Here is a 26,840-nt window from a genome sequence, read left to right on the forward strand (position 1 = left end):
GCATCGCCAAGCCGACATGCCGCAGCACTCGGATGCCGTCCCACTCGGCGATCTGCGGCGTGGGCTGCACGCCAGCAGCTTCGGGGTACGCGTCTGCCGTCCTTCGCATGATCACCGTCTCTGTCGATCGAGCGACGTTTCCTGCGACGGTAGAGAAGCGAAGACGCGGCCACCCGAACTGTCAGTTCGGGTGGGCTAGCAGCTAGGGCTCAAGCGATTCCCAGCCGTTCAGCGAGCGCCTCGACTTGTCGCCGGTATGTGGGCCGGACGCGGCGACGCAGACGGCAGACCATCTCTTGAGCGAGGGGATTCCTCGCCAGGTCTTCCGGTGAGATCGCTTCCAGATCGAGCAGGTGCACGAGCACGGCTGGATCCTCTCGGCGCAGGTCGTAGCACCGCGCGACTTCCAAGAGGAAGGTGAAGCGCCGCTCTATCGACGGCAGGCCGGTGGTGTCGATCTGGTCAGCGATGCGCAGCGCCTCGGCGGCTTCGCCCGCTTCCATTTCGATGCTCACGATATGCAGCTCGACGTTGGTGGGGCCAAACACGGTCCACATGATGTTGCCTTCGCCGGCCTGTTCGGCGCGTTGTGAGGCGTTGCCCGACAGACGCTCGCGCGCTTGCCACCATTTCTTGCGCCGAGCGTCAGCGACGACAGCCACCAGTTCTAGCGCGCCGGCCATCGCGAGAGCGACTTCGTTCTCCGAGAGGTCGCGCAAAGCCTCGATGCCCTGGATCGCGGTCTGCTTGGCTCCTTCATGCTCGCCTTCGGCGAGGAGCACGTGGCCGAGGTTCCACGTGGCGGCGGCCGACCGGATCGGATCGTCTGCTTCTTCGGCTGAGCGCAATGCGCGGTCCGCAACCATGAGGGAGAGATCGATTCTCCCGGCGCGGCGGCAGTACGAGCGCAGCATGAAATACAGGTCTGCGGCTGCTCTATGGATGTCCCGCCTTGCTGCGCTGTCTGCGCTGCAGCGATGCGCCCGTATGGCGTTCTCGGTGTCGCGGATGAGTTCGGGAAGGATGGCGGCGGCCTCGGTGAACCGTTTTGGACTGGTCTGCCAGATGCGCCATGCCGATTCGACACGCTCCCGTAGTTCGGGAGCCGTGACGGGCGGCCCAACGGTCTTCGGCCCATAACCGATCAGTGCGGTAGCGACGCTGTCGGTCACGTAGGCATTCTCTGACAGAAGTTCGTTCCGGCTGTCGCTCAGCAGAGCCGCTACGGGGACGCTGAGTTCCATCGCGAGGGCAGACAGCACCTGGAGAGAGGGGACCTTCAGGCCGCGCTCAATCTGGGACAGGTACTCCTCGGTTATCCCGCACAACCCGGCCACTGCGGCCTGCGTGCGTTGCCTTCTCTCCCGCCAGAAGCGAAGACGTTTGCCGATGTGGGGGATGGGAGCGTTCACCCGGCCTCCCTTCCTGCCGTTGCATCGAGGGTAGACCGCGACGAGGCTCGCCGGGTCAGATCGGAACGAGTATGTGTCAGTCTGGAGTGCGACGCGTGACGGATGGAGGAACCTATGACGGTTCGCCGGGTCGTACTGTGGGACATCGATCACACTCTCATCGACACAAGGGGAGTCGGCCGCGAACTGTCAGCACAGGCTTTCGAGCAGGTCACAGGCGTGCCCATGGCCAGGCAGGCGAAGATTGACGGCATCACCGAACCAGTGATCTTCCGTGAAACTGCCAAGCTACATGGGCTGCGTACCGAGCGAGAGGACTTTGATCGGTTCGCCTCTGCGCTGACCAAGGCCCACCTGGAACGAGCTGCCGAGTTGCGGGAACGCGGTCACGCGCTACCCGGAGCCGCTTCCGCGTTGGACGCACTACGCGCGGTACCGGAAGTCGTACAAACCGTCCTAACGGGCAATGTCCGCATGGTCGCGGAGATTAAGCTCCAGGTGTTCGGCCTCGACAGGCATATCCGATGGGACATCGGCGCTTTCGGAGAGGACGACGATATACGCGCCGAGCTGGTACGTATCGCCTTGCGCCGAGCGACGACGGCGTTCGGGGAACCTGTCACGTCTCGTGATGCTGTACTCATCGGAGATACGCTGGCCGATGTCGAGGCAGCCCTCGCGAATGACGTGCCAGTGATCGCGGTGGCATCGGGGCGAAGCTCCAGCGATGAGCTGCGCGAAGCGGGAGCGGTGCACGTCATACAGGACTTGGAGGACGTTGACGCGCTCGTGGCCATGATCCTTGAGGATTCCCGGTAGCGACGTTCTTCGCGCTCGTCCCGGTTGGAGCGCGCGGAAATCAAGGCGAAGTGATCGGCAGCCGCTGGTCGGCGATGTGGACCCGCTGCGGGTTGAGGATGCGGCGCAGCAGTTGGAGGGGTTGGCCGGTTTCGTCGTAGGTGATGCGGGTGATGTCGAGCAGGGGACTGCCGCGGCTGACCCGGAATGCCGATGCTTCCTTCGGGGTGGCCGGGCGGACGCGGGTGCGCAGGTCCACGAGGCCGGATGACTGTTCCACATTGAAGTCTCCGTCTCCGTACCGTTCCCCGTACACGTACGTCTGGTCGAGGCACACGAGTTGCCCGTCGATGTCACCGTGCTTGCGCCAGGTGGCGACAGGGGAGCCGGGGGCGAGACGTAGGGCTCGGGCGACTTCTTCGCTCGCGGGCTCGCTTGGCATGTCGCGCAACTTCAGGTGGCCTGTGCTTCCGGCTCGGCGGCAGGCGGCGGCCCATGCGGTTGTCTCGTCGCGCCAGTCGATGGCCATAGGGATCTCGATGACGACGGCCGGCCCCTGGACGATCATGCCCTTGTTGGCGACGCGCCAGATCAGCCCTTCCTCCTTGAGTTCCTTCATGGCCCTGGTGATGACGTGCGTGCCGACACCATAGGTCTCTTTCAGGACGTCCGTGTGAGGCAGTGGTTCGCCCGCAGGGTGGGTGCCGTCGAGGATCTTGGTCCGGAGGTCGGCTAGGACCTCGGGAAACCTCGCGACGGGCACGGGCGGGCTCCTTCGTCGGGCTGTTCGGGCTGGCGTTGATCGTAGTACGAGCGGCGGAAGGGCGCGTCTCACCTGCGGGCTTGACAGTGATCGTCGGGTGATGCAGCATGTCTACAGCAAAGCTGTTTACTAGTAAACACAGCGTAGCAGGGTGCGAAAAAGCGGCCCTCCGCTCCACCGGAAAGCCGCTCACCACAAGCCCTGCGGGCCCACGCCCGGAACTCCACTTCCAGGCGGGGCCCTAAACACCAGGTCTCTCAACCCTCGCGAAAGGAACCGAGACCCGATGTCCAGCCACATCGTGGCATCGCCATGCGGCGATGTCACATCCGACCCCACCCTCGACTTTGACGCGGTCCTCCTCACCCGCGACGCAAAGTGCCGCCGGCCCGGCGCTGACCCGGACGACTGGTACCCCCTCGACGATCGCCAGGCCGACGACGAGGACCACGCCCGCACGCTGTGCTCCGATTGCCCCTTCACCGGTCTGGCCGGCCTGTGCGTGAACCGCGCCCGAACAATGCCGTTCGACGCCTGGGGCGTCATCGGCGGCACCACCCCCTCGCAGCGCCGCAGTCTCGGGATCGGCTTCTACGAGGTGGCGGCGTGAGACTGCTTGCCCCCAGCCCCGAGCGTGAGCGCGCCCGGCTCGAAGCGGAGCAGTTCCGCATCGAGCAGGAAGAGCTTCGCGAAGCGTCCCGCCGTAGGCGCGAGATCGAGGAGGCCAAGCACCGCGCCGCCCTCTCCGAGCGGGCGGGCGAGCTGGCCGAGCAGGAGCAGACCCGGACCATCGCCGAGGCCGAAGCCGAGGCCGAGCGCAACCGCACGCAGTGGCGGAAGCGGCGCAAGGTCTGGGCCGAGCGCATGCGGACGGCCGGACGTCTGGCTGTCATGAGCACCACGAACCTCGGCGTCAACCTCGTCGCGGTCTCGGGCCAGGCGATGTCGTTCACGCAGCGCGGGCTTCCGCCGCTGTGGGCCATCGTCGCGGCCGGGATCCTCGAGTCGGTCGCCGTGTACGTCTCCTGGCACGCCCACGTCGCGCTCCGGGAGGGCGACGCGGCCTGGGCCACCCGCATGTGGTCCTACGCGATCGGCGCAGGCGCGGGCTACCTGTCGTACACGCACGTGGAGGACTACCCCGAGCTGTTCGCGGCGTGCTCGCTCGCCTCGCCGTGGCTGTGGTCGATGCACTCCCGGCACCTGCACCGCAAGGACCTGCGGGCCCAAGGGTTGATCGACCCGAGGGCGCCCAAGTTCAGCGTGCTGCGCTGGCTGCTGCACACGAAGGAGACGTTCGCGGCGTTCAAGTGGGCGGTCAGCGAGGGCGCCCAGAGCCCGCACGTCGCGGTCGAGGTGGTGCGGTCCCGCCGCGCCGTCCGGACGACGTGGCAGATGGTGGACCGCGCGCAGGCGGCGGTCGTCGCGGCGCAGCGAACGCAGTTGGAGCTCGCGCTGACGCAACTCGCCGCCCTGTCGGAGGAACTGTACGGCGTGGACCCGGACGCGCTGGCGGCCAAGCAGACGATCGCGCGGTTCGTGCACCGGGTCGGCGGTGGCATGTTCCCGATGTACCGTCCGCTACCCGCCGGTGAGCTTCGTCCGGCGGACGAGCGGCCGGACGAGGCACGGACGGACGGCGCGAACGACCCCCAGACGGACACCGGCCGGACGGCGGACGAATCGGTGCGCCGTACACGGTGGCGGGATGTGCTCAAGCGCAGACGGACGGCAGACGAGAACTCCACGGACGAGCGGACGGATGAGCAGGCGAGCCCGGCGGACGAGGGCGAGACGGCCAGCGGACGGACGGCGGACGACGAGCCCGCCCAGAAGCGGACGGACGGCGCGGACGGAAAGGCCCGTCCGGGCGGACGGTCCGACAAGAAGCGGACGGACGGGCGTAGTCCGGCCGGGCGGACGAACAGAGGACGGGCGGCGCGGACGGGCGGACGAACCGCAGGTGCCACCGACGTCGCGGACGTGCTCCCGCTCGGACGGACGATCGCCGCCGCGCACGAGCGGACCGGCGTGCGGCTGACGCGCGACCGGCTCGCCGCCGGGGTCAAGGCGGCCGGACAGGCGATCAGTAACGAGCGCGCCAGCGCGCTGCTGAAGGCGCTGCGGACGGACGGCTCGTCCGCGCAGACGGACCAGACGCCGGACCGTCCGCCGTCCGACGCGGACGAAGCGGACGAGAACGGTTCGTCAGCCGACGACAACGACGACAAGGGGGCGAACTGATGACGACCGGCCGGACGGACCAGACGACCGAGTGGTCCTGCTACGTGCCGTTGTGGGACGAGGCCAACGACGAGTTCCACAACGGGTGGCTGACCTACCGGACGGACGACCCTTGGTTCGTCCGCCTGGAGATCGAGGACTGGCCCGCCCCGGTGGTCGCGCCCCGCGGCGTCCTGCTGGACGGCCTGGGCGAGCGGGCCGAGTGCCTGTCGAAGCCGGACCGCACCGCGCTGCGGGTCGAGCCGGCCTCGGACGGCAAGCACGTGCTGCTCGGCATCACGCAGGGAGACCTGCTGCTGGGCGTGTTCCGTGCCCCCGCCGACGTCCTCACGAGGCACGTGACCGGCTTCTACAAGCTGGTGCCGACCGGGGAGGCGATGGCGCGGATCGACTGGGACGCCGTGATCGCCAACCTCACGCGGGTGTGACCGGCCGTGACCAGCCGCCAGGCGGGGCTCACCACCGACCAGAGCCGCAGGCCGCCACCGCGCGCCGACCCAACGCGCGCAGGTGTACGTGCGCGCACGTGCGCGAGAGCGTACCACGGCCCCGCCAGCCGTAACCGTCCGTGACGATCGGGAGGAGTCACGTGCCCACCAAGCCGACCCGTCGTAAGGCCCGCAAGGCCCGCTATCACGCCAGCATCGTGGGCGCGCCAACCGCCAAGGAGGCGTTCCACGAGGCCATCCGCTACCTCACGGCCGAACTCGCCGACATGCACAACGCCGACGAGGCCGAGGGCGATCGGCTCTACACGCACTACGCCGCTGAACTGCGCAGCAGCGGCGACGACGTCAACCGCCAGAGGAGGTGACCATGCGCAGCATCCGCTCGCCGTACCCCACCGAGCCGCAGCCGAAGGACGAGCAGCCAAACCAGGCCGCCGAGCAATCCCAGCCCGCCACCGAGGAGGCCGAGCAGGTCGCCCCCGTGGTGCCCCTGCGCGATAACCAGCCCCAGACGCCCGCCAAGCCCGCCGCGCCGCGACTGGACCAGCTCGTCGAGTTCGTCCAGGGCCCGCTGTCGGACTGGATCGCCCGCGAGAGGCCCTCCTACCTGGCCTCGCCCATCACGTTCATCCGGGAACGGTGGTCGCCATCGTGGCTGCCGGGCGATGTCGGCGCGCTGGTGTGGGCCTGGCGGGTGCTGCTGCTGGCCCGTGCGCTGCTCTACACGGCGTTCTACGTGCCCGCCATGACGATCTTCCTCCCGGAGCTGGCCACGGCCGCGATCGTCGCCTATCTCATCCTGCACTTCTTCGCCTGAAGGGACCTCTCCCTGTGGACAACCTGCTCGTCGGGCTCGGCGCCTCGACTGCCTTGCTCCTGGCCATCGGCATCGTGCTCATCTGGAAGAAGGTCGCGCCGAAGTTCACCGCCTGGTGGATGCTCGCGGTCGGCTTCGGCCTGATCGGCACGTTCTTCGAGACCATCGTCCGCACCGCTACCGGACGGCTGAACCCCATCGTCCCGGCGGTCGCGCTCGGCATCTGCGGCACCATCTGGGTCGCGGACGTGTGGGGCAAGTCGAACAAGGTCGGCCGTGCCACCGCGCTCGTCGCTCCGCTCATCCCCACGCTGCTGGTCGTCAGCGCCATCAGCATCTTCGGCATCAACACCGCCGACCTTGGGCGCGACGTCAAGAAGGCGTGGCAGGAGACCGTGACGGCCGACGTCAAGGAGGGCCAGAAGTGATCACCGTCTTCCTGGTGCTGGCCCTGTCCGGAGCCATCACTGTCGCGCTGGTCAAGCGTCCCGACGCCCGCGCCGCCACCATGGGCGGCCTCCGGGCCGGCACGGCGCAGGCCGATCTCGAGTTCCGGCGCGGCTTCACGGCCGCTCGTACCCACTACGACCAAGCCCAGAAGTTCCTCACCCGCCCGACCGCGTCCGGCGCCCCGCCGGGACCTCGCAACCTCCGCTGGTGGACGTCCCTCGTCTTCGGAGTCGTCGGAGGCACCACCGCGGCGGTCGCGGGCGGGACGTACGGGCTGTTCAAGGTCCTCGGCGGTGCCGTCCGGATCGGCCGCCAAGCCGCCCAGGGCGCCCGCCAGGCATACCGCGACTACCAGGCCACCCGCGAGATCGAAGAAGCCGAGGTGGTCGAGGACATCGAGGAAACCGAGGAGGAAGGCCAGCACACCGAGGAGGAAGCCCTCGAGGAGACGCCCGAGCTGTCGGCCGCCGCCGACACCTGCGACCAGAAGCCCGTCACCGACCTGACCAAGTACGACACCCCGGAAGGGACCACCGTGAACGCCGAATTCGTCTCGTTCCCCCAGCTCAAGCACGACCACGACAGCGCCAACACCGACATGATGCAGGTCGCCGCCGCCATCGACGGTCAGGTGGCTGGCCTGGCTGCGAAGCGCATGGGTCGCGGCGCGCTCATCGCGGCGCTGATGGCCGCGCACGAGACCGCGACCCAGCTTGCCGCCCAGCACGCGGAGATCGCGGCCCTCGCCGCCGCGCAGTCCACGGTGGCTGAAGCTCACGCGGCGGTCGGCGGCGTGGACAACGTGGCCGACAAGGAGGCATACGCGGGCGGCTAAGCCCGGCCGTACGCCCACCACCACGCGAAAGGAGCATCCAGTGTCCAAGGTCAGCAAGCAGAAGCCGACCGATGAGGTCGCCCGGACCGTCCGGCGGGTCGCGTTCCGCCAGCGGTACCGCATGGTGATGGCGGCTCCGTTCGTCTGGTTGATTGCGCTACCGCTTTCAGCGCAAATCCACCTACTGCCGGTGCACCCGGCCGTGGCCGTCCTCATCGCGGCGGCCACGGCCGTGGTCCCGGTCCGAAAGGCGGTCCAGGCCCGCCAGAACGTCGCCGCCGCGGCGTTCGGCGCGGCCTGGCTCATCGCCACCGCGCCGATCGGCCTCAAGGGGCTGGTGGTCGAGGTCGGGGTGGCCGGCTGGCTGGCGTTCGCGCTGCTGCACTGGCGGCGTCACCGCCGCCTACCCCTGCCCGGCCGTACGGACGACTTCGACGAGAAGCTGCACATCACCGTTGAACAGGTCGAGATCGACCCCGAGGTGGCACGGATCATCAAGCGGTTCAACGAGCGCCTGGCCGCCAAGGGCAAGGCACTGGACGGCATGACGCTGACGACGCCCAAGCGGATCGACGCCGGGTACCGCGCGGAGATCCAGGCGGTGCCGGGCGAGAGGGAGACGAAGGACATCATCGCGGTCGCGGGGAAGGTGGCGTCGGCGTTCCAGACCTCGATGCAGCTCGCCGTGCTGGAGCCGTCGCCCTCGGGCGACAACTCCCGCGCCCTGTTCACCCTCCTCCAGGAGGACACGCTGGCCGAAGTGCGCCGATTCGAGGACATCCAGCCCCGCATCGGCAAGGACGGCCGCGCGCACGTCGGGTTCTTCTACGACCTGCAGCCCGCGCACTGGGCGTTCTTCACGAAGTCGGGCGGCATGCGGCACGGCATCATCGTCGGCGACTCCGAGGCGGGCAAGTCCCGGTCGGTCGAAACGCTGCTCGGCCTGACCCACGAGTCCGACAAGCTCGCGACGGTGCTGCTCGACCCGCAGGGCGGCTCCGTGCCGGATTGGAACGGGCGCACGCACCGATGCGCCCTGGGTGAGGACGACTCCATGGGCGAGCTGGAGATGTGGCACTGGGTGATGCGCCGCCGCGTGCACCACCTCGCGCAGATCCCATGGGTGGACGAGGACGGCGACGAACGGTGCGGCAAGACCCACCTTGTGCCGGGCGATCCCGACGCGGACGGCATGACCGGCATCTTCTTCGTCCTGGAGGAGGCGCCGGAGCTGCTGCTGAACGACGTGCACGGCAAGAAGGCCGTGGCCCTGCTCGCGTCCGGCGCGAAGACCTGGCGCAAGGGCGGCTGCGGCCTCCTGCTCGTCGCGCAGGACCCGAACATGACCGAGTTGGGCGGGTCGGTGACGCTGCGGGCGCAGCTCCGCAAGAACGCGTGCGCGCTGCGGACGCAGACACCCGGCGCGGCCTATCAGATGGGGCTCCCGCAAGACCCGTCGCTGCTCCCGGCGACGTTCAAGGACGGGACGCTGACGCAGGGCTTGGCGTACCTGTCCGGGATCGACCGGCGGGCCGCGCTCATGCGGTGGCTGTACACCGCGAAGCCGAAGCTCATCGCCCGCCAGCCCGCCGCCGGCCGGATCGACGACCTGACGATGGGCTGGGTCGAGGAGTACGCCAACGCGAAGAAGGACGGGCGCGAGCCGCGCGCGGGCAAGCCCGCGACCGCGGAGCCGCGTTCGACGCCTGGTGACGTGAAGGCCGCGATCATCGACGTGCTCGCCGACGCGGAGGGCCTGGCGCTGGAGTTGGGGGAGTTGCTGCACCTGGTGCTCACGCGGCGGGTGACGGCACCGCCGAGCGAGATCCACACGCAGCTCAAGAGGCTCGTGAAGGACGGGCGGGTGTGGCTGGTCGGCAAGGACGGGGGAGAAGCGTACGCGCTTCCTGAGGGGATTCTGGAGCGTCTGGAGGTCCGATGAGGGCGTTGGCTCGGGTCGAGATGGTGGCGGCGTGGCTGGCGGTCGTCTGGGCGGCCGCACCACTGACGCAAGTGGGCTGCGTGGGCCAGGCGGTGGCGGTTCCGCTCGTCGTCGTGGTGGTTGGAGCGCTGCTGGTGGTGCTGGAGCGGTACGGGGCAGGGGTGGTCGGCATCTCGCTGACGGCCGCCGCAGTGTGGGGGCTGGCGGTCGCTACGTGGGGCGTGATCGGCGGGAACGTGCTTGTGCTGTCAGCCACCGCGATTCTCGTGGGAGGCGGGGCTCCCCGCGTCAGATAACAAAAGTGGTGCACAGCGCGTTCGCCGACTAGCCCGAAAAGATCATCAGACAGGGCCGCCCCATTCGGGGCGGCCCAAATCGTCCCGACTATTTCGAGCCAAGATACGCAAAAACCAGAGCAGAGGCTCCGAGGCAGAGCCCAGCAGCTCCGCCCACAGCACCCGCGATTGGGGCACCCAGCGCCAGCAAGGCCCAGACGCTGAGCCCGCCCACGTTGAACCCCAGGCTTAGCGCCACGGTCATGCGGACTCTGCGAGTCATCCCGCCCATCTCACCTCCTCTCGCCGCGGGCTGGCGTACACGACCCCGACGAAGGAGATGCTGGCGGTAGACGAGCGGCCACCAGCAGACTCCTTCGTCTGCTGGGTCGCTCTTCCAGCTTTTTTCCCACCCTAAGGGCCTCTGGGGCCGTGTGCGCATGAAACAGAAGATAAATTCGAGATTTTGAGTTCTGTTTGATCAATGCACAAAAGATGGGAAAGTGAAGATTTTTATAGTTTGAGTTTCGATGATGCGTTGTTGTTCAAACTATACCGTCGCGCCTACGTCTTGGACGTCGGTGGAGGTGTGTGGGTGGCCGCCGGTCGTGCTGGTCTAGTGATCGGCGGGGTCCTGAATCTCGACATGTAACCGTGACGCATCTGGCGCGTCAAGTGCTTCGATTTGCGTCAAGTGTGCCACAATGGGTATGGATGACGAGGTGACGGGCAAGAACGGGAAGTGTGCGGAGGGCCCGATGACAGAGGTGCACCTGACTCCGGATGATCTGGCGACGCGGTTCAGCGTGCCGAAGAAGACGATCTACAAGATGAACTCGGATGGGACGGGCCCGAAGTACATGAGGGTCGGCAAGTACGTGCGGTACCGGGAGGCCGACGTGCGAGCTTGGGAAGACACGCGGTATGTGGAGCAGGGGGCCGCCTGAGCCCCCTCACATGCGGAAACGGCCCGGCATCGAGATTCGATGCCGGGCCGTTCTGTTCGGTCTCTGTTCGGCCAGAGGACGAGAAGGGACGGGAAACGATGAGCAAGGACGAGAATGTTTTCCCAGCTCAACGCCCGTTCTCAGGAAGATCGCCGAGGCCGGAAAACCGCTCCGTCACACATCGTAATAGAGCTCGAACTCGTGCGGGTGCGGGCGCAGCCGGATCGGGTCGACCTCGTTCTCCCGCTTGTACGAGACCCACGTCTCGATCAGGTCGGGCGTGAAGACGCCGCCTTCGAGCAGGTAGTCGTGGTCGGCCTCCAGCGCGCTGAGCACCTCGGGCAGCGAGCCGGGGACCTGCGGCACCTGGCGGGCCTCCTCCGGCGGCAGCTCGTAGAGGTCCTTGTCGACGGGCTCCGGCGGCTCGATCTTGTTGCGGATGCCGTCGATGCCGGCCATCAGCATCGCCGAGAACGCGAAGTACGGGTTGCACGACGGGTCGGGCACGCGGAACTCGATGCGCTTGGCCTTCGGGTTGGAGCCCGTGATCGGGATGCGGACGCACGCCGACCGGTTGCGCTGGGAGTAGACCAGGTTGACCGGGGCCTCGTAGCCGGGCACCAGACGGTGGTAGGAGTTGACCGTCGGGTTGGTGAAGGCCAGCAGCGACGGTGCGTGCCTGAGCAGGCCGCCGATGTAGTAGCGGGCCGTGTCGGACAGGCCCGCGTAGCCGACCTCGTCGTAGAAGAGCGGCGAGCCGTCCTTCCACAGCGACTGGTGACAGTGCATGCCGGAGCCGTTGTCACCGAAGATCGGCTTGGGCATGAACGTGACCGTGTGGCCGTATTCGAGAGCCGTGCTCTTGATGATGTACTTGTACAGCATCAGGTTGTCGGCGGTCTTGAGCAGCGTGCCGAACTTGAAGTCGATCTCCGCCTGCCCGGCCGTGCCGACCTCGTGGTGCTGCATCTCGACCTCGATGCCGCACTCGATGAGGTTGCGCACCATCTCCGAGCGCAGGTCGGTGAAGTGGTCCATCGGCGGCACCGGGAAGTAGCCGCCCTTGTAGCGCGGCTTGTAGCCGAGGTTGCCGCCCTCGGTCGCCTTGCCGGTGTTCCAGGCGCCCTCGATGGAGTCGATGTAGTAGTAGCCGGCGTTGGCCTTCGTCTCGAAGCGCACGTCGTCGAAGATGTAGAACTCGGCCTCGGGGCCGAAGTAGACCGTGTCGGCGATGCCCGTGCCCCGGAGGTAGTCTTCCGCCTTGCGCGCCACGTTGCGCGGGTCGCGGCTGTAGGCCTCACCCGTCAGCGGGTCGTGCACGAAGAAGTTCAGGTTGAGCGTCTTGTGCTGGCGGAACGGGTCGAGCACCGCGCTGGACGGGTCGGGCAGCAGAAGCATGTCGGACTCGTGGATCGCCTGGAAACCGCGGATCGACGAGCCGTCGAACATGAGTCCGTCGGTGAAGACGCTCGCGCTGAAGTTTTCGACCGGGAAGGTGAAGTGGTGGGTCGTCCCCGGCAGGTCCGTGAACCTGACATCGACGAACTGCACCCCTTCGTCGCTGATGAACTTCAGGACGTCGTCGGCGGAGTTGAACACTCTCGAACCTCCCTGGGAACTGGCCATCATGGCGACGCTAGGGCGTGGCCGTTTCCGTCTGGTGTCCCGATTGTTTCGCACGTGTTACGCAGCGTCAGGTCGGGTCGGAGGACGTGCAGCCCTCTCCATCCGGCTGATCAAGATCGTACGGGTCGGTGGGCGGCCCCGTCGGCGCCGCCGTGCCCGGCGGCGTGTCGCGGTAGACCGGACGGATGTACCCGTCGCTGAAATCGCAGCTCGCGGGGGTCGCACTCGTTCCCCAGTCCTCCGGCAGGACGACGATCCGCCCGCGCTCGCGGTGGATCCGCGCCTCGCCCGTGGCGTGCACGACAAGCCTGATCGCGGTGTCCGGACGCCCGGGGCGCTGGACGGCGTAGACGAGGACGTGGTTCAGCTTGACGCTCACTCCCCGTAGTCCGTCGTCCTCGAACGTGTCCAGGGTGGAGCTGCCCCGCACCTTCACCACGCCGGTGGTCAGTTCGGCCGTGCCGGGGGCGAAGCTGGTGACCATGTTGCGGGTGGCGTACTCGCTCCCGTCCAGGTTGTCGCGGAACCAGTCGCGCTGGTCGGCGTCCAGCAGCGCGGCGAACGCCTCGGGTGGGCCGCCGAGCAGCGCCGTACGGTCGAGATGGGCGGCGGTCAGCAGTTCGCGGGTACGTTCCAGCCCTTTGGCCACGTCCTGCTCCGACAGGCCGCCGAGCGCCTTGGGCGCGGGCAGGGCGAACCCGGTGATCCCCTCGGCGTAGTCGGCGGCCGGGGACCCGGCGAACGGGTCGCGCGCCGGCCAGGACGCCTCGGTCAGCGGCTCCCCGAGCAGCGTGTTCGCGGAGCCGAGCAGGTCGGGCCGGACGGCTGCCACGACGCACCCCGCGGCCAGCACCACCGTCAGCCCGGCCAGCGCGTACCAGGCCCGCCTGGCCCGGCGGCGGGGCGGGCGCTCCTGCGCCCAGGCGTCCCGGCCGATCCCCGCGTCGCCGCGCCGGGCGGCGGCGCGTCCGGCGCGTCCGCCGCGTCTGCCGCCGCCGGGTGAGCCGCCGGGTAAGTGGCCGAAGTCCTCGCGCGGGGCGCGTCGTGACGCCGTGGCCCGCCCGGCCCGCCTGGCCTGTTTGGCCTGCTTGGTGGCCGACGTCCGCATCCGGCGGCGTTCCTCGTCGTCTATCTGTCCGACCAGCTCGTGGAACCGCTGGTCGAGGTCGTCGTCCTCATGTGACATGGCCTACATCTTGGCGATCTTGCGACGCGGTTGGGTCACGATCCCGACCGGGCACCCGGGCGGATACCGTTGGGTGCATGAGCGGCAACGAGCCACGGTGGACACAGACCTGGCTGGGCGGGCTCCGGTCCGCAGGGGTGGATCTCGGCTACCCGGGCCAGCGCCTGGGCCTGCCCGAGGAGGGCAGCGGGTCGATCGCGGGCTGGGGGCGCAGGATCGGCGCGCTCGTCATCGACTGGATGATCTGCACATGGGTGGTCGTGCAACTGCTGCTCCGGATGAACCCGGCCGAGTCGCCGTGGGCTCCGGCGGTGGTGTTCGCGGTCCAGTACCTGGTGCTGGTCGGGTTCATGGGCCAGACGTTCGGGCACCGGCTGGCGGGCATCAGGGTCGCGGCGATGGACGGCGGCAACCCGCGGTGGCTGCCCGTCCTGGTGCGTACGGTGCTGCTGAGCCTGGTGGTGCCCGCCGCCGTCTGGGACCGCGACCACCGGGGCATGCACGACCGCGCGTCCAACACGATGATCGTCCGCATGTGAGTCGCGGGTGAGCCGCGGGTGAGTCTCAGGGGGCGGCGCAACTGAAGACGGCCGTGCCGGGGAGGTGACGGCCGCGCAGCGGGCTCCAGCCGCCCCACACCTGCTCGTGCCCCTCGGGCCATTCGGGCTCCAGCAGCCCGGTGATCGTCAGGCCGGAGGCGACCAGCAGGCCGACCCAGTCGGCCATCGTCCGGTGGTGCTCGACGTAGGTGAGCATGCCGTCCTCGTCGCGCTCCTCGTACGGCGTACGGTCGAAGTACGACCGGTCGGACGTCAGCCCCTGCGGCCCCGGGTCGTCCGGGAAGGCCCACCTGACCGGATGGCTCACCGAGAACACGAACCGGCCCCCCGGCCGCAGCACCCTGCGCACCTCGCGGAAGACGGCCCCGGGATCGGCCACGAACGGCAGCGCCCCGTACGCCGAGCACGCCACGTCGAAGCAGCCGCCCGCGAACGGCAGCGACTCCGCGTCGGCCTGCACCACCGGGACGTGCACCCCGGTGTCGAGATCGATGCGCCGCGAGTGGCGGAGCTGGCGGTGGGAGAGGTCGAACGCCACCGCCTCGGCGCCCCGCGTCACCAGCCACCGCGCGCACTGCGCGGCCCCGCAGCCCAGCTCCAGCACCCGCCGCCCGCGTACGTCGCCGAGCAGCCCCGCCTCGGCCTCGTCGAGCCCCTCCGGGCCCCAGACGAAGCCCGCGTCACCCAGGAAGCCGCCGTGCTCGACCTGGTAGTCGTCGGCGTTGCCGTCCCACCAGCCGCGGTTGGCCCGCGACGATGCCGACAGCACTAGCGCATCTTGGGGCCGCGCGGGATGCGGGCGCCCTTGGGCATCGGGCCCTTGGGCATCGGCATGTTGCGCGGCAGCGAGCGCAGCCGGTCCTTCACCTCGTTGACGGAGGGCTTCTTGAGGTTGCGCGGCAGCTTCATCAGGTGGCGCTGCAGCTTGCCGAGCGGCACCTGCCCCTCGCCGTCACCGCACTGGATGTCGTAGATCTCGACGCCCAGCACCACCCGGGAGATCCGCTTCTTCTCGGCCGTCAGCATCTTGGCCACCCGGTTGCCCGGCCCCTCGGACACCAGCACCACACCGGGATAGCCCACCACGAGGTGGACGATGTCCTGGTCGCGGTTGACCGCGATGGCCGGGGTGACCTCCCAGTTGCCGCGCATGCCCTGCAGCACGGCCGCCGCCGCGCCGGTCTGGCCGTGCAGGATCGAGTATTGGGCCCGCTGCGCGAGCTGCCCGAACACCACCAGACCCACCGTGAACGCGGCCAGGACACCGATGAACACCGAATACCACAGGTAGTCCGTGACCAGGCCGATCACGACGACCACAGCCAGCGTGCCCACCGCCGAGAGGAAGACGATCGGCATCCCCTTGGGATTGGCCTGCTTGATGATCTGCGCGATCATGCGGAGCTGCTTGATGCGCCCCGGCTTCTCTGGATCCTCGGACTTTGCCATGCTCAGAAGGATACAAACCAACTGGTGCGCTGGGGAAAACGCGGCCCCCGCCGTTTTTCCCTTGTGACCTAGTTTCTGCGGGCTGATTCCGGTGAGCTGGTTCGATCTAGTTCTCCAGGCTCGCCGAGAGGCGGAGGTCGCCCGCGCTGCGGCCCGCCTCGACGGTGTGCTCGCCCTTGATCGTGTGCCAGCCGTCCCGCCAGACCTGGAAGGCCCGCTCGGGCAGGAAGAAGGTGGTCAGCACGGTCTCGCCCGGCTCGGCCTCGACCACGTCGAACCCGGCCAGCCGCCGCCCCGCGGCACCGTACGGCGTGAGGTAGACCTGCACGACCTCCCGCCCCCGGCGGGTGCCGGTGTTGGTGATGGCCACGGTCACGGTCGTGCCCTCGGCCGCGATCGAGTCGTACGACCAGGACGTGTACCCCAGCCCGTGCCCGAACCAGAACGCCGGAGACCCCGTCCACGCCGGATAGCCGATGAGCACGCCCTCGTCGTAGGCCACCCGCCCGTCCACCGGCGTCACGGACGTGACCGGCGCGTCCGCCAGCCGGCGCGGCCAGGTCGTGGGCAGCCGCCCGCCCGGTTCCGCGTCCCCGAGCAGCACGTCCGCCAGCGCCGCCCCCGCCTCCTGCCCGGGGAACCAGGTGAGCAGCACGGCCGCCACCTCCTCCAGCCACGGCAGCTCGACCGGCGAGCCCGCGTTGACCACGACCACCGTGCGCGGGTTGACCGCGGCCACCGCACTGATCAGCTCGTCCTGGCGGCCGGGCAGGCGGAGGTCGGCGCGGTCGAAGCCCTCGCTCTCCACCTCCGGCGTGGTCGCGGCCACGACCACCGCCACGTCGCACTCACCCGCCACGCGGACGGCCTCGGCCATGAGCGCGTCCTCACCCGGCGTCGGGTCGGCGTGACCGAGCGTGAAGGACACGAACGCCATCCCGCCGCCCACGGCCGCCGGGTGTGTCACGGTCAGCTCGTACGTCTCGCCCGCGGTCATCGGGACGCCCACCCGCCGCTCGGGCGGAGCCAGGAAGGCCGCGGCGGGATCGTCCCCGTCCCCGTCCCCTTCCAGGTTCTCGTTCATGATCGTCTCGCCGTTCAGGGTGAGCGTGAAGGCGCCCACTCCGGCGACCGACAGCTCGTGCTCGCCCGTCACCTCCGGCGTGTACGCCGCCCGCAGCCGTACCGAGCGGAGCCGTTCGCCGGTCACGCCTGGCGGCAACTGCCCCATCCAGCGAGCCTCGCCGTCGGCCAGCGACTGCTCGGCCAGCACCGTGCCCGCCCCGTCCAGGAACAGCGCGGTGACCGGGCCGGGAAGCGGCGACAGGCGGAGGCGGGGGTCGGTGCCGAGGGCGTACCGGACGTCGGCGCGCTCCGCCAGGCCCCGCAGCGGCGAGACGACGTGCTCGGGGAAGACCTGGGCGCTGCCGCCGCCCATGACCCGCGCCTCGCGGGCCGCCGCGCCGATGAGGGCGACGCTCCCGCCGGGCCGGAGCGGCAGGATGCCGTCGTTCGTGACCAGGGTGAAGGCGCGCGTGGCGATCTCACGGGCCAGCGCGACCCCGTCGACGGCCGCGTCGGGCCGCACGGTGAGCGACTCGGCGGGCGGCGCGGTGCGTGGCGCGGCGGGCTGTTCCGTCTTCGGCGAGGCCACGGGCGGGTGCAGGGCGCCGACGCGTTCGGCCAGGCGCAGGATCCGCCGTACGCGATCGTCGACGGCCGCCTCCGGCACCCGCCCCTCCCGTACGGCCGCCTCCAGCCGCTCGCCCCACGGTCCGTGCGGCCCCGGCATGGCCACGTCGGTGCCGCCCACGGCGGCGGCCTCGGTCGAGCGCACGGCCGTCCAGTCGGACACCACGAGCCCGTCGAACCCCCACTCGCCCTTCAGCACCCCGTTCACCAGCTCCGCGTGCTCGGACATGGTGGTGCCGTTCACCGAGTTGTAGGCCGTCATGAGGCCCCACGCACCCGCCTGGACCACCCGCTCGAACGGCCGCAGGTACAGCTCGCGCAGCGCCCGCTCGCCGACGCGCACGTCCGCGGTGAAGCGGTCGGTCTCGAAGTCGTTGGCCACGAAGTGCTTGGGCGTGGTGGCGACCCCGCCCTCCTGCACGCCCTCGACGTAGGCGGCGCCGATCTCGCCCGCCAGGTACGGGTCCTCGGAGAAGCACTCGAAGTGGCGTCCGCCGAGTGGCGAGCGGTGCAGGTTGAGCGTGGGCGCGAGCAGCACGTGCACGCCCTTGCGCCTGGCCTCCTGGGCGAGCAGCAGCCCCGCGCGCCTGACCAGGTCCACGTCCCAGGTCGCGGCCAGGGCGGTCGGGCTGGGCAGCGCGATGGAGGGGTCACCGGCCCGCCACTGGCCGCCGCGTACGCCGATGGGGCCGTCGCTCATCACGATCCGGTCGAGCCCGATCTCGGGGACCGGGGTGAGCGACCACATGTCCGCGCCGGTGAGGAGGCGGATCTTGGTGGGCAGGTCGAGGCGGGAGAGCAGTTCGTCGAGGTCCACGATCATAGTGTTCACCACGAAACCGGTGACTCGACAGATTCGCCGCCTTCGCGTCGCGCAAAGCCCTGAACGGACGTCAGGCGGTCACGAAGAACTCCAGCAGTTCGGGCACCAGCGCCCGCGACGCCACGTCGTGCGCCTGGCCCTCCAGCACCCGCCGTACCGCCCCGGGCACGGCGGCCGCCACCGCCGCCGCGGCGTTCGCCATCCAGCGCGGGCTCTGGTCGCCGTTGAGCACGAGCGCCGGCTGCGTGACGGCGCTCAGCCGCCCGGCGGGAAGGGCGTTGCCCGGCCCCAGCACGGCCGCCTCGTAGGCCAGCGTGTGCGCCACGGCCTCGATCTCCGCCCAGGACGGTTGCGCCCGCATCGCGGCCACCGCCTGCGCGGGCACCTCGGCCGCGTCCACCATGAACCGTTCCACCGCCTCCGCCCGCCGTCCCGCCTCGACCAGCGCGCCCAGCCGGGCCGCGAAGTCGCGGGGGAGGGCGGGCGCGCCGTCGCCCACGTGATACGGCGGCTCCCACACGGCCAGCTTCGAGATCGCCGGGCTCACCGCCGCCGCCTCCAGGGCCAGGGCCGCCCCCGACGAGCCGCCGAAGACCATGGCCGACCCGCCCGCCGCCTCGATGACGGCCGCCAGGTCCTCGATCTCCCGCTCGACCGCGTACGGAGGCGTGTCCCCGCTGCCGCCCCGCCCCCTGCGGTCGTAGCCGTACACCGTGAACCACGGGGCCAGGTCGGTCGCGATGGCGGTCATCAGCGGGTGCCGCCGGTCCATGAACGCGCCCTGCACCAGCACCACCGCCGGACCCCGGCCACGGCGGTCGAAGGCGATGAGGGTGCCGTCGGCCGACTTCACCCCTGCATCAGGCACAGCGCCTCCCAGTGGTGGCCGTCGAGGTCGGCGAAGCCGCGCTGGTAGCGGCCGGGGTTCGGCTGCGCCACGCCCGCCGGGGTGGCCCCGGCCGACAGCGCCTTGTCCACCAGCTCGTCCACCTGGGCCGGGCTCTCCATCCCGAGCACCAGGATCGCCTCTGTGCTCTTGCCGGCGTCGGAGACGTCCTTGGTGACGTACGTGGCGAACGTCGGCTCGGCCAGCAGCATGACGTGCGTCTCGCCGTTGATGACCACCGAGGCCATGTCGTCGGACATGCCGTACAGGGTGAAGCCGAGGTCGGTGAAGAACTGCTTCGACCGGTCGAGGTCCTTGACCGGCACGTTCACGAAGAGCTGCATTTGATTGATCCCTTCTCGTCTTGCGGACACCCTCAGTCTGCTGGGCGGGCCGCCGCACGGTCTTGGATCTGGACGCCAGGTGGTTTGACGATCAGCGCACGGCATGCGCGCGGCGGTACTCGGTGGGCGGCATCCCGTACTCGCGCCGGAAAAGTCTGCTGAAGTGCGCCGAGTCGGGCAGCCCCCACCGGGCGCCGACCGCGCTGACCGACTGGGCGCCGCCCGCCATCAGGTCGCCGCGGCACCGTTCGAGCCGTCGCCGCCGGATCCAGGCGGCCACCGTCGTGTCCTCCGACTCGAACAGCCGGTGCAGGTGGCGTACGGAGATGTGGTGCGCGGCCGCGATGCCGGCCGGGTCGAGGCCGGTGTCGCCGAGCCGCTCCTCGATGAACGCGTGCACCCGCAGCAGCAGCGTACGCTGCCGGGCGTCCTCGGGCAGGGACCGTTCCTGGTCGAGGAGCTCGGCCACGGCGGCGCCGACCAGGTCGGTCACCACGGTCGACAGCCGCGCGGCGCTGCCGGGGCGGTAGGTGTCGTGATCGAGCGCCACCCGGCGCAGCAGCGGCGCGGCCAGCGCGGCGGCCCCCGACGCGGCCGCGATCGGTAATGCGGCCAGCTCCGCCACCGCGTCGACCGGCACGGCGAACTGGTCGCGCGGGAAGCTGAACACCGCCAGCCGCACCGCCGAATCGTAGGCCAGCTCGTAGGGGCGGGTGAAGTCGTAGATCGCGAACTCGCCGGGCTTGAGCTGCGTGAACCGGTCGTCCTGGGCCAGCCGCGGGCTGCCCGCCACGGCGAGCACCACCCGGTAGTGGTCGGGGTTGTCGCGGCGGATCAGGCCGGGGGTGCGGTGCACGCTGTGGGGCGTGGTCGTGTGGATGCGCCCGACGCCCACCGCGCCGAGCCTGCCGAACTCGATCTCTCCGCGCAGCGGCGCGTCGGGGTCGATGCGCAGGTCGAGAGGCCCGAGCGTGTCGCACACGACGCTCCGCCAGGCGTCGTGCCGGTGCTCGGGTGGCAGGTCGCTCGTCCGGATCAGCACAGCCATCGCAGGTCGCCCCCTATCGACTCCGCCGCCATGCTAGCCATCCGGGCCCGCGCCGCACCACGCTCCAGCGGCAGACCCCGCCTACGACCGGGCCACCCGCCCACGACGCAGTCCCGCCTACGACGAAGCCCCGGGGAGGGCCCGGGGCTTCGTCGTCGCTCTCGTCGCGGTGGCGGGTCAGGCGGTCTGCCTGGCCGCGATGGCCTGCTGGTAGAGGCGGCCCGCCCGGTACGACGACCGTACGAGGGGCCCCGACAGCACGCCCGCGAACCCGATCGCCTCGGCCTCGGCCTGGAGCTCGACGAACTCCTCCGGCTTGACCCACCGGTCGACCGGGTGGTGACGCGGCGTCGGCCGCAGGTATTGGGTGATCGTCAGCAGGTCGGTGCCGGCCTCGTGCAGGCCGCGCATCGCCTCGACGATCTCCTCGCGGGTCTCGCCCATGCCCAGGATCAGGTTGGACTTGGTGACCAGCCCGGCCTCGCGGGCCATCGTGATCACGTCGAGCGAGCGCTCGTAGCGGAACCCGGGCCGGATGCGCTTGAAGATGCGCGGCACGGTCTCGACGTTGTGGGCGAACACCTCGGGCTTGCTGGAGAAGACCTCTGCCAACTGGTCGCGGTCGCCGTTGAAGTCGGGCACCAGCAGCTCGACGCCGCAGCCGGGCAGCAGCGCGTGGATCTGGCGCGCGGTCTCGGCGTAGAGCCAGGCCCCGCCGTCGGGCAGGTCGTCGCGGGCCACGCCGGTCACGGTCGCGTATCTCAGGCCCATCTGCTGGACGGACTCGGCCACCCTGCGCGGCTCGTCGCGGTCGTAGTCTTTCGGCTTGCCCGTGTCGATGAGGCAGAAGTCGCACCGGCGGGTGCACTGGTCGCCGCCGATGAGGAAGGTCGCCTCGCGGTCTTCCCAGCACTCGTAGATATTGGGACAGCCCGCCTCTTCACAGACCGTGTGCAGGCCCTCGCGGCGCACGAGCGATTTCAGCTCGGTGAATTCGGGGCCCGTCCTCAGCTTGGTCTTGATCCATGGGGGCTTGCGCTCGATAGGGGTTTCGGCGTTGCGCACCTCCAGGCGGAGGAGCTTTCGGCCTTCAGGAGCAACGGTCACGTTCTCAGCTTACGTCTCCCGGGGAGTCGGCCCGGTCGAGGGTCAGGAGATGAGGCCGAACCCGCGTACGGCCCGGCTGTAGTGGGCGGTCAGCTCCTCGTCGATGCGGTCGGACTCGCTCGTGCCCAGGAGCTCCGACTGCGGCGCCGAGGGCAGCACGCCCTCCTCGGTGAGCTGGAACTTCGCCAGCGCGGCCCGCCGGATCGCCGACACGCTCTCGCCGCGCAACGCCGCCGCCTGCATCCGCGCCAGGTAGACGCCGCCCTCCGACAGCGCCGCCAGCTCGTCCAGCTCCTCGTCCGTGGCCACCCGGCGCGACAGCGCCCGCTGCCTGGCCAGGACGCGGCCCTCGCCGGACCGGGCCAGCCGCCTCAGCACGAAGCGCAGCAGCAGCACCGGGCCGCCGAACACCCGGCCCACCGCGCGGCCGAGGAACCCGAACACCTCGTACGTGGTGCCCGGATGCTCGATCCCTCCGAACGACGCGTCCACCTTGTTCTGGGCCTCCTCCCTGGTCTTCAGCGGCTTGGCCGCCCCCAGCAGGGCGTCACGCCAGGACTCCAGCGCGGCCAGCGCCTCGCTCACCACCCGCTCGTCGCCGGTGGGCAGCCGCGCGTACGCCATGGCCAGCAGGACCACCCGGTGCTTCGGCGACAGTGCCAGCCACAGCGGCAGGCCGACGACCAGGACGGGAGTGCGTCCCAGGCCCGTCCGGTCATACGTGGTCCGCGTGGCCAGGTCGCTGACCGCGACCTGGAGGGGCCGTCGCACGCCGATCCGGTCGGCCACGCGCCCGGCGACCCGGTACAGCTCAGGGGCCTCGGCCCGGTCGAGCGGCTCCGCCTCGGCGGGCAGCTTGCCCAGGCGCGGGCGCAGCGCCCACCCGAGGGCCAGGCACACGCCGCCGACGAGCCACGACAGGATCGAACCGGGGTCGCGCAGGATCATCCACCCGCCCGACGCCACGAACCCCAGCGTGAGCAGGTGCACCACGAGCGCGAGCAGGAGAGCGGAAACGCGGGCCATACGCGCGATCGTAAGCCCGGTTCGCCTACGTTTCCGCAGTAATCGGATACAGATTCGATCACCGCGCCGGACCACCGCCGGACCACCGCGCCAGATCACCGCGCCGGATCACCGGGCTGGATCACCGCCGGAGAAGGTCCTCCTCGTGGAGTTCGAACGGCTCCTTGCCGAGCGCCTCCGCCAGCCGCTTCTCCGCGATCGGCATGACCTCCTCGACCACGATGCGCCGCCCCGTCTCGGCCGACAACGAGGAGACCCCCACGTCGGGGAGGCCGCACGGTGCGATGCGGTTGAACCAGCGGGGGTCGTTGGCGCAGTTGAGGGCGAAGCCGTGCATGGTGACCCCGCGCGAGAACCGCAGGCCGACCGCGCCGAGCTGGCGGTCGGGCAGACCTAGGGCCGGATCGCCGGACGCCCACACCCCCGCCCGGCCGCTCACCCGCCGCGCCGTGACGCCGAAGTCGGCGCACACCTGGATCATCGTCTCCTCCAGGCGGCAGGCGTAGGCCACCACGTCGGTGACGGCCACGATGGGGTAGGCGACGAGCTGCCCAGGACCGTGCCAGGTCAGGCGCCCGCCCCGGTCGACGTCGACGACCGGGGTGCCGTCGGAGGGGCGCTCGTGCGCGGCCGTACGCTTGCCCGCGGTGTAGACGGGCGCATGCTCGAGGATGAGGACGGTGTCGGGAAGCTCTCTGGCGGCCCGCTTGCCGTGCACCCAGCGCTGCAGCGACCAGACCTGCTCGTAGGGGACGTCGACGCCGAGTCGGACGATGGCGAGCGCGTGGGGATCGTCCCCGTGGATGGGGCGCATGAGCCTATTGTGCCGTTCCCTCACCCTTGAAGGGTAATCAGGGGGTCAGCAGCCGTGGCTCGATCCTGAACTCCTTTACCCTCCCCGCACCTTCGTCCTGGCCGTCGTTCTCCACCCGGTACGCGTACGCGCCCGGCTCGACGCTCACCGCCTGGATGAACTCCGTGCCCACGTAGTGCAGCCCCACGCCCTCGTCGGCGGCGTATCCGCCGGGCAGCTCACCGGAGGCCACCGACTCGTGCAGCAGCCGCCGCCGCTGCGGCTCGGAGTTGTAGTGCACGCCGCACGAGTAGGGCAGCAGCGCCATGCCCTCGGCCCACACCCGCAGGTCGGGGCCGAAGGAGTCGGTGTTGCCGCCGACGTGCCAGCACAGCGCGCCCGCGCTCTGCCCCGACAGCACGATCCCGGACCGCCACGCCTCCTCGAACGCGTCGTCGAGCCCGTGCAGCCGCCACAGCGCCATCAGGTTGGCCACGCTGCCGCCGCTGACGTAGATCATGTCCTGCTCCAGCAGCCAGCCGCGCGGGTCGGCCACGTTGGGCATCGGGAAGACGGTCAGGTGGCTCACCTCGACGTCCCAGCCCGCGAAGGCGCCGTACATCTTCAGCACCCAGTCGGACGAGTCGCCCATCGCCGTGGCGACCAGGCCCAGCTTCGGGCGGTCCTGCCCGGTCAGGTCGAGGCCGTAGCGCAGCAGCGCGCTCGCCTCGATCTGGTTGTGGCGCCTGCTCGGGCGGAAGGACCCGCCTCCGATGGCGAGGATGTGCGACTGTCCTGACCGGATCATGTCAAGCTTCTCCAACCTGCTGAACGACGAACGGCCACTAGAGTACGGCGCGCAGCGCCTCGTCGAGACTGGTATGGGCGAAGCCGTGACCAGCGGCCGTCAACTTGGCGGGCCGCAGCCGGTGACTGGACAGCAGCCCCTCGCGGGCGAACTCGCCCAGCCCCGCGGCCAGCGCGAACGCCGGCACGGGGATCGGCATCGTGCCCCGGCGCAGCGCCTTGCCCAGGGCGCGGGTGAACTCGGCGTTGGTGACGGGCGCGGGCGAGGTGAAGTTGACCGGCCCCTCGATCTCCCGGTCCGCCAGCACGCGCAGCGCGGCCGACACCCAGTCGTCAAGAGTGATCCACGACCAGTATTGCCGGCCCGTCCCCAGCGGCGCGCCCAGCCCCATCTTGAAGATCGGCAGTATCCGGCCCAGCGCCCCGCCGCGCCCGCTCAGCACCAGCGACGAACGCGTGAGCGCCGTCCTGATTCCCGCGTCCGCGGCCCCGCGGGCCTCGCGCTCCCACTGCTCGCACAGGTCCGACAGGAACCCGGTGCCCTTGCCCTGCTCCTCGTCGATCACCTTGTCGCCGGTGTCGCCGTAGAAGTCCATCCCGGACGCCGACAGCAGCACCTCGGGCGGCTCGGCCAGCTCTTTCAGCGCGCCGACCAGCACGCGCGTGCCCTGGACCCGGCTCTCGACCAGCTCGCGCTTGTAGGCCGGTGTCCAGCGCCTGCCGCCGATGGACGCCCCGGCCAGGTGCACCACGGCCTCGGCGCCCTCCAGCGCGGCCAGGTCGACGACCTGCTCGGACGGCTGCCAGAACGCCTCGTCGGCGGCGCGGGGCGGGCGGCGTACGAGCTTGACGACCTCCCGCCCGCCGGCCCGCAGCGCCTCGACCAGCGCCGTACCGACCAGCCCCGACGCACCCGTCACGATGATCGCCATGCCTTCACCCTACGCCCCGTACGCGCTCCCGGCGGGGACCGGCGGCCCCGCCGGAGTCAGGGAAATGAAGGGCCGGGCGGCCCCGGGGAGCCGCCCGGCCGATCAGATGCCCGAACGCGAGAACGACGCGGGGACGACCCGGGGACTACGCGAGGCCGAGCTGCGCCTCGAAACGGCCCTCCTCGAGACGACGCTTGATCGTCGTCAGGAAGCGGGCCGCGTCGGCGCCGTCGACCAGCCGGTGGTCGTAGGTCAGCGCCAGGTAGACCATCGAGCGCACCGCGATGACCTCGCCCTCCGGCGTGTCGATCACCACGGGCCGCTTCACGACGGCGCCGGTGCCGAGCATGCCGACCTGCGGCTGGTTGAGGATCGGCGTGTCGAACAGCGCGCCCCTGCTGCCGGTGTTGGTCAGCGTGAACGTGCCGCCGGTGATCTCGTCGGGCGTCACCTGGTTGTTGCGGGTGCGCTCGGCGAGGTCGGTGATCTTACGGGCGATGCCGGCCAGGTTGAGGTCACCGGCGTTCTTGACGACCGCCGCGAGCAGGCCGCGCTCGGTGTCGACCGCGATGCCGAGGTTCTCCACGTCGAAGTAGGTGACCTCGTTGGTCTCGTTGTTGATCGTGGCGTTGAGCTTCGGGTGCTGCTTGAGCGCCTCGACCGTGGCCATCGCGAAGAACGGGGTGAAGGTCAGCTTCACGCCCTCGCGGCGCAGGAAGTCGTCCTTCGCCTTCGCCCGCAGCCGCGCGATCTTCGTCACGTCGACCTCGACGACCGACGTGAGCTGCGCCGCCGTCTGCAGCGACTCGACCATGCGCTTGGCGATGGTCTGACGCAGGCGCGTCATCTTCTCCGTACGGCCGCGCAGCGTCGTGTCGACCTCCACCGGCTCGGGCGCGGTGGCGATCGGGGCCTGCGCTGCGGCGGCCGGGGCGGCGGGAGCGGCGGCGGCTGCCGGAGCCGGGGCGGCGGCGGCCGGGGCGGTGGCCCTGTCGCGCTGCGTCTTGGCGGCCTCGAGCACGTCCTGCTTGCGGATCCGGCCGCCCACGCCGGTGCCGTTGATGGAGTCGAGGTCGACGCCGTGCTCGTTGGCGAGCTTGCGCACCAGCGGCGTCACGTAGGGGCTCTCACCCGAGGAGACCGCGGGGGCGGGAGCGGGCGCGGCGGGCCGGGCCTGCGGAGCCGGCGCGGCGGGCGCCGGAGCCGGAGCCGGAGCGGGAGCAGGGGCCGGGGCGGGCTGCGCCGGAGCCGGCTGCGGGATGGAGGAGACCGGGGGCGCGGGGGCGGGCGCGGGCTCCGGCTCGGGCTGCGGCACCGGCGCGGGGGCCGCCGCCTCGGGAGCCGGGGCGACGGCGCCCGGCTGGGCGTTCTCGTCGATGATGGCGAGCTCGGCCCCGACCTCGACCGTTTCGTCCTCCGCTACGACGATCTTGGTGAGGACACCCGCGGACGGCGACGGGATCTCGGTGTCGACCTTGTCGGTGGACACCTCGAGGAGCGGCTCGTCGGCCTCGACGCGCTCGCCCTCCTTCTTCAGCCAACGGGTTACCGTGCCCTCGGTCACGCTCTCGCCGAGCTGGGGCATCTGTACGGAGACCGGCATCGTTATTCTTCTCTCGCGTTCTGATC

28 protein-coding genes are annotated in these 26,840 nt (G+C 70.3%); 12 read left to right on the forward strand and 16 right to left on the reverse strand.

All coding sequences use genetic code 11. The features are described from left to right. Positions 1-209: 209 nt before the first annotated feature. Positions 210-1,412 carry a helix-turn-helix domain-containing protein gene (locus ACZ6S0_RS07150; protein ID WP_465914293.1) on the reverse strand — a complete coding sequence of 401 codons (1,203 nt, stop codon included), beginning with the start codon at positions 1,410-1,412 and terminating at the stop codon, positions 210-212. A gap of 114 nt (positions 1,413-1,526) precedes the next feature. Between ACZ6S0_RS07150 and ACZ6S0_RS07155 the strand changes: the two genes are divergently transcribed. Then, positions 1,527-2,231: an HAD family hydrolase gene (locus ACZ6S0_RS07155; protein ID WP_465914294.1), complete on the forward strand. Its 705-nt coding sequence runs from the start codon at positions 1,527-1,529 to the stop codon at positions 2,229-2,231. 40 nt (positions 2,232-2,271) lie between these two features. Here the strand turns inward: ACZ6S0_RS07155 and ACZ6S0_RS07160 are convergent, their stop codons facing one another. Beyond that, positions 2,272-2,973 (reverse strand): GntR family transcriptional regulator, encoded by a 702-nt coding sequence (locus tag ACZ6S0_RS07160; protein ID WP_465914295.1) that lies wholly within the window; start codon positions 2,971-2,973, stop codon positions 2,272-2,274. Positions 2,974-3,259: 286 nt separating this feature from the next. Here ACZ6S0_RS07160 and ACZ6S0_RS07165 point away from each other — a divergent pair, with 286 nt between their 5' ends. The 10 genes from ACZ6S0_RS07165 to ACZ6S0_RS07210 all read left to right on the forward strand — a co-directional run bounded on the left by ACZ6S0_RS07165 (position 3,260) and on the right by ACZ6S0_RS07210 (position 10,932). After that, positions 3,260-3,583 carry a WhiB family transcriptional regulator gene (locus ACZ6S0_RS07165; RefSeq protein ID WP_465914296.1) on the forward strand — a complete coding sequence of 108 codons (324 nt, stop codon included), beginning with the start codon at positions 3,260-3,262 and terminating at the stop codon, positions 3,581-3,583. Next, positions 3,580-5,217 carry a hypothetical protein gene (locus ACZ6S0_RS07170; RefSeq protein WP_465914297.1) on the forward strand — a complete coding sequence of 546 codons (1,638 nt, stop codon included), beginning with the start codon at positions 3,580-3,582 and terminating at the stop codon, positions 5,215-5,217. Before ACZ6S0_RS07165 ends, ACZ6S0_RS07170 begins: the two co-directional genes overlap by 4 nt. Then, positions 5,217-5,645, forward strand: a complete 429-nt coding sequence (locus tag ACZ6S0_RS07175) for a hypothetical protein (RefSeq protein WP_465914298.1) — start codon at positions 5,217-5,219, stop codon at positions 5,643-5,645. Before ACZ6S0_RS07170 ends, ACZ6S0_RS07175 begins: the two co-directional genes overlap by 1 nt. A gap of 161 nt (positions 5,646-5,806) precedes the next feature. Continuing rightward, a complete protein-coding gene (locus tag ACZ6S0_RS07180) occupies positions 5,807-6,031 on the forward strand; it encodes a hypothetical protein (RefSeq protein ID WP_465914299.1) in 225 nt (74 codons plus the stop codon). A 2-nt stretch (positions 6,032-6,033) separates the two neighbouring features. Beyond that, positions 6,034-6,483, forward strand: a complete 450-nt coding sequence (locus tag ACZ6S0_RS07185; RefSeq protein WP_465914300.1) for a hypothetical protein — start codon at positions 6,034-6,036, stop codon at positions 6,481-6,483. A gap of 14 nt (positions 6,484-6,497) precedes the next feature. Continuing rightward, positions 6,498-6,911, forward strand: coding sequence for a hypothetical protein (locus ACZ6S0_RS07190; protein WP_465914301.1), 414 nt, complete (start codon positions 6,498-6,500; stop codon positions 6,909-6,911). Further along, positions 6,908-7,768, forward strand: coding sequence for a hypothetical protein (locus tag ACZ6S0_RS07195; protein ID WP_465914302.1), 861 nt, complete (start codon positions 6,908-6,910; stop codon positions 7,766-7,768). The genes ACZ6S0_RS07190 and ACZ6S0_RS07195 overlap by 4 nt, the downstream gene beginning before the upstream one ends. Positions 7,769-7,808: 40 nt before the next feature. Next, positions 7,809-9,710, forward strand: coding sequence for a hypothetical protein (locus ACZ6S0_RS07200; protein WP_465914303.1), 1,902 nt, complete (start codon positions 7,809-7,811; stop codon positions 9,708-9,710). After that, on the forward strand, positions 9,707-10,006 hold the full coding sequence (locus ACZ6S0_RS07205; RefSeq protein WP_465914304.1) for a hypothetical protein: 300 nt from the start codon (positions 9,707-9,709) through the stop codon (positions 10,004-10,006). The genes ACZ6S0_RS07200 and ACZ6S0_RS07205 overlap by 4 nt, the downstream gene beginning before the upstream one ends. Positions 10,007-10,695: 689 nt before the next feature. Further along, a complete protein-coding gene (locus ACZ6S0_RS07210) occupies positions 10,696-10,932 on the forward strand; it encodes a helix-turn-helix transcriptional regulator (RefSeq protein ID WP_465914305.1) in 237 nt (78 codons plus the stop codon). Positions 10,933-11,106: 174 nt separating this feature from the next. Here ACZ6S0_RS07210 and glnA read toward each other — a convergent pair whose 3' ends face one another. Both glnA and ACZ6S0_RS07220 read right to left on the reverse strand, forming a co-directional pair. Next, the gene (gene glnA, locus ACZ6S0_RS07215) at positions 11,107-12,531 is read right to left on the reverse strand and encodes a type I glutamate--ammonia ligase (RefSeq protein ID WP_465914306.1); all 1,425 of its coding nucleotides are present in this window, start codon (positions 12,529-12,531) and stop codon (positions 11,107-11,109) included. Between the two features lie 94 nt (positions 12,532-12,625). Beyond that, a complete protein-coding gene (locus ACZ6S0_RS07220) occupies positions 12,626-13,744 on the reverse strand; it encodes a hypothetical protein (RefSeq protein WP_465914307.1) in 1,119 nt (372 codons plus the stop codon). 77 nt (positions 13,745-13,821) lie between these two features. Here ACZ6S0_RS07220 and ACZ6S0_RS07225 point away from each other — a divergent pair, with 77 nt between their 5' ends. Beyond that, positions 13,822-14,283, forward strand: coding sequence for an RDD family protein (locus tag ACZ6S0_RS07225; RefSeq protein ID WP_465914308.1), 462 nt, complete (start codon positions 13,822-13,824; stop codon positions 14,281-14,283). A 25-nt stretch (positions 14,284-14,308) separates the two neighbouring features. On the opposite strand, the gene ACZ6S0_RS07230 is transcribed toward ACZ6S0_RS07225, so the two are convergent. From ACZ6S0_RS07230 to sucB, 12 genes are all read right to left on the reverse strand, one after another. Continuing rightward, positions 14,309-15,073: a class I SAM-dependent methyltransferase gene (locus ACZ6S0_RS07230; RefSeq protein WP_465914309.1), complete on the reverse strand. Its 765-nt coding sequence runs from the start codon at positions 15,071-15,073 to the stop codon at positions 14,309-14,311. Continuing rightward, complete coding sequence (locus ACZ6S0_RS07235) at positions 15,073-15,753, reverse strand: DUF4191 domain-containing protein (protein ID WP_465914310.1); 681 nt, start codon at positions 15,751-15,753, stop codon at positions 15,073-15,075. The genes ACZ6S0_RS07230 and ACZ6S0_RS07235 overlap by 1 nt, the downstream gene beginning before the upstream one ends. Before the next feature lie 106 nt (positions 15,754-15,859). Further along, entirely contained in the window at positions 15,860-18,268 is a 2,409-nt protein-coding gene (locus ACZ6S0_RS07240; protein ID WP_465914311.1) for a glycoside hydrolase family 3 protein, read from the reverse strand. 70 nt (positions 18,269-18,338) lie between these two features. Further along, positions 18,339-19,136: an alpha/beta fold hydrolase gene (locus ACZ6S0_RS07245; protein ID WP_465914312.1), complete on the reverse strand. Its 798-nt coding sequence runs from the start codon at positions 19,134-19,136 to the stop codon at positions 18,339-18,341. Beyond that, positions 19,118-19,498: a VOC family protein gene (locus ACZ6S0_RS07250; protein ID WP_344889020.1), complete on the reverse strand. Its 381-nt coding sequence runs from the start codon at positions 19,496-19,498 to the stop codon at positions 19,118-19,120. The genes ACZ6S0_RS07245 and ACZ6S0_RS07250 overlap by 19 nt, the downstream gene beginning before the upstream one ends. A 91-nt stretch (positions 19,499-19,589) precedes the next feature. Continuing rightward, complete coding sequence (locus ACZ6S0_RS07255) at positions 19,590-20,546, reverse strand: AraC-like ligand-binding domain-containing protein (protein ID WP_465914313.1); 957 nt, start codon at positions 20,544-20,546, stop codon at positions 19,590-19,592. A gap of 177 nt (positions 20,547-20,723) precedes the next feature. After that, entirely contained in the window at positions 20,724-21,653 is a 930-nt protein-coding gene (lipA, locus tag ACZ6S0_RS07260) for a lipoyl synthase (protein ID WP_344889014.1), read from the reverse strand. A 42-nt stretch (positions 21,654-21,695) separates the two neighbouring features. After that, complete coding sequence (locus tag ACZ6S0_RS07265) at positions 21,696-22,679, reverse strand: M48 family metallopeptidase (RefSeq protein ID WP_465914314.1); 984 nt, start codon at positions 22,677-22,679, stop codon at positions 21,696-21,698. Positions 22,680-22,800: 121 nt separating this feature from the next. Further along, entirely contained in the window at positions 22,801-23,493 is a 693-nt protein-coding gene (gene lipB, locus ACZ6S0_RS07270; protein ID WP_465914315.1) for a lipoyl(octanoyl) transferase LipB, read from the reverse strand. Positions 23,494-23,530: 37 nt separating this feature from the next. Next, entirely contained in the window at positions 23,531-24,280 is a 750-nt protein-coding gene (locus ACZ6S0_RS07275) for a Type 1 glutamine amidotransferase-like domain-containing protein (RefSeq protein WP_465914316.1), read from the reverse strand. 37 nt (positions 24,281-24,317) lie between these two features. Beyond that, complete coding sequence (locus ACZ6S0_RS07280; protein ID WP_465914317.1) at positions 24,318-25,211, reverse strand: TIGR01777 family oxidoreductase; 894 nt, start codon at positions 25,209-25,211, stop codon at positions 24,318-24,320. A gap of 145 nt (positions 25,212-25,356) precedes the next feature. Further along, positions 25,357-26,814: a 2-oxoglutarate dehydrogenase, E2 component, dihydrolipoamide succinyltransferase gene (sucB, locus tag ACZ6S0_RS07285; protein ID WP_465914318.1), complete on the reverse strand. Its 1,458-nt coding sequence runs from the start codon at positions 26,812-26,814 to the stop codon at positions 25,357-25,359. Between the last annotated feature and the right edge of the window lie 26 nt (positions 26,815-26,840).

Source organism: Nonomuraea sp. NPDC051298 (assembly GCF_055586305.1).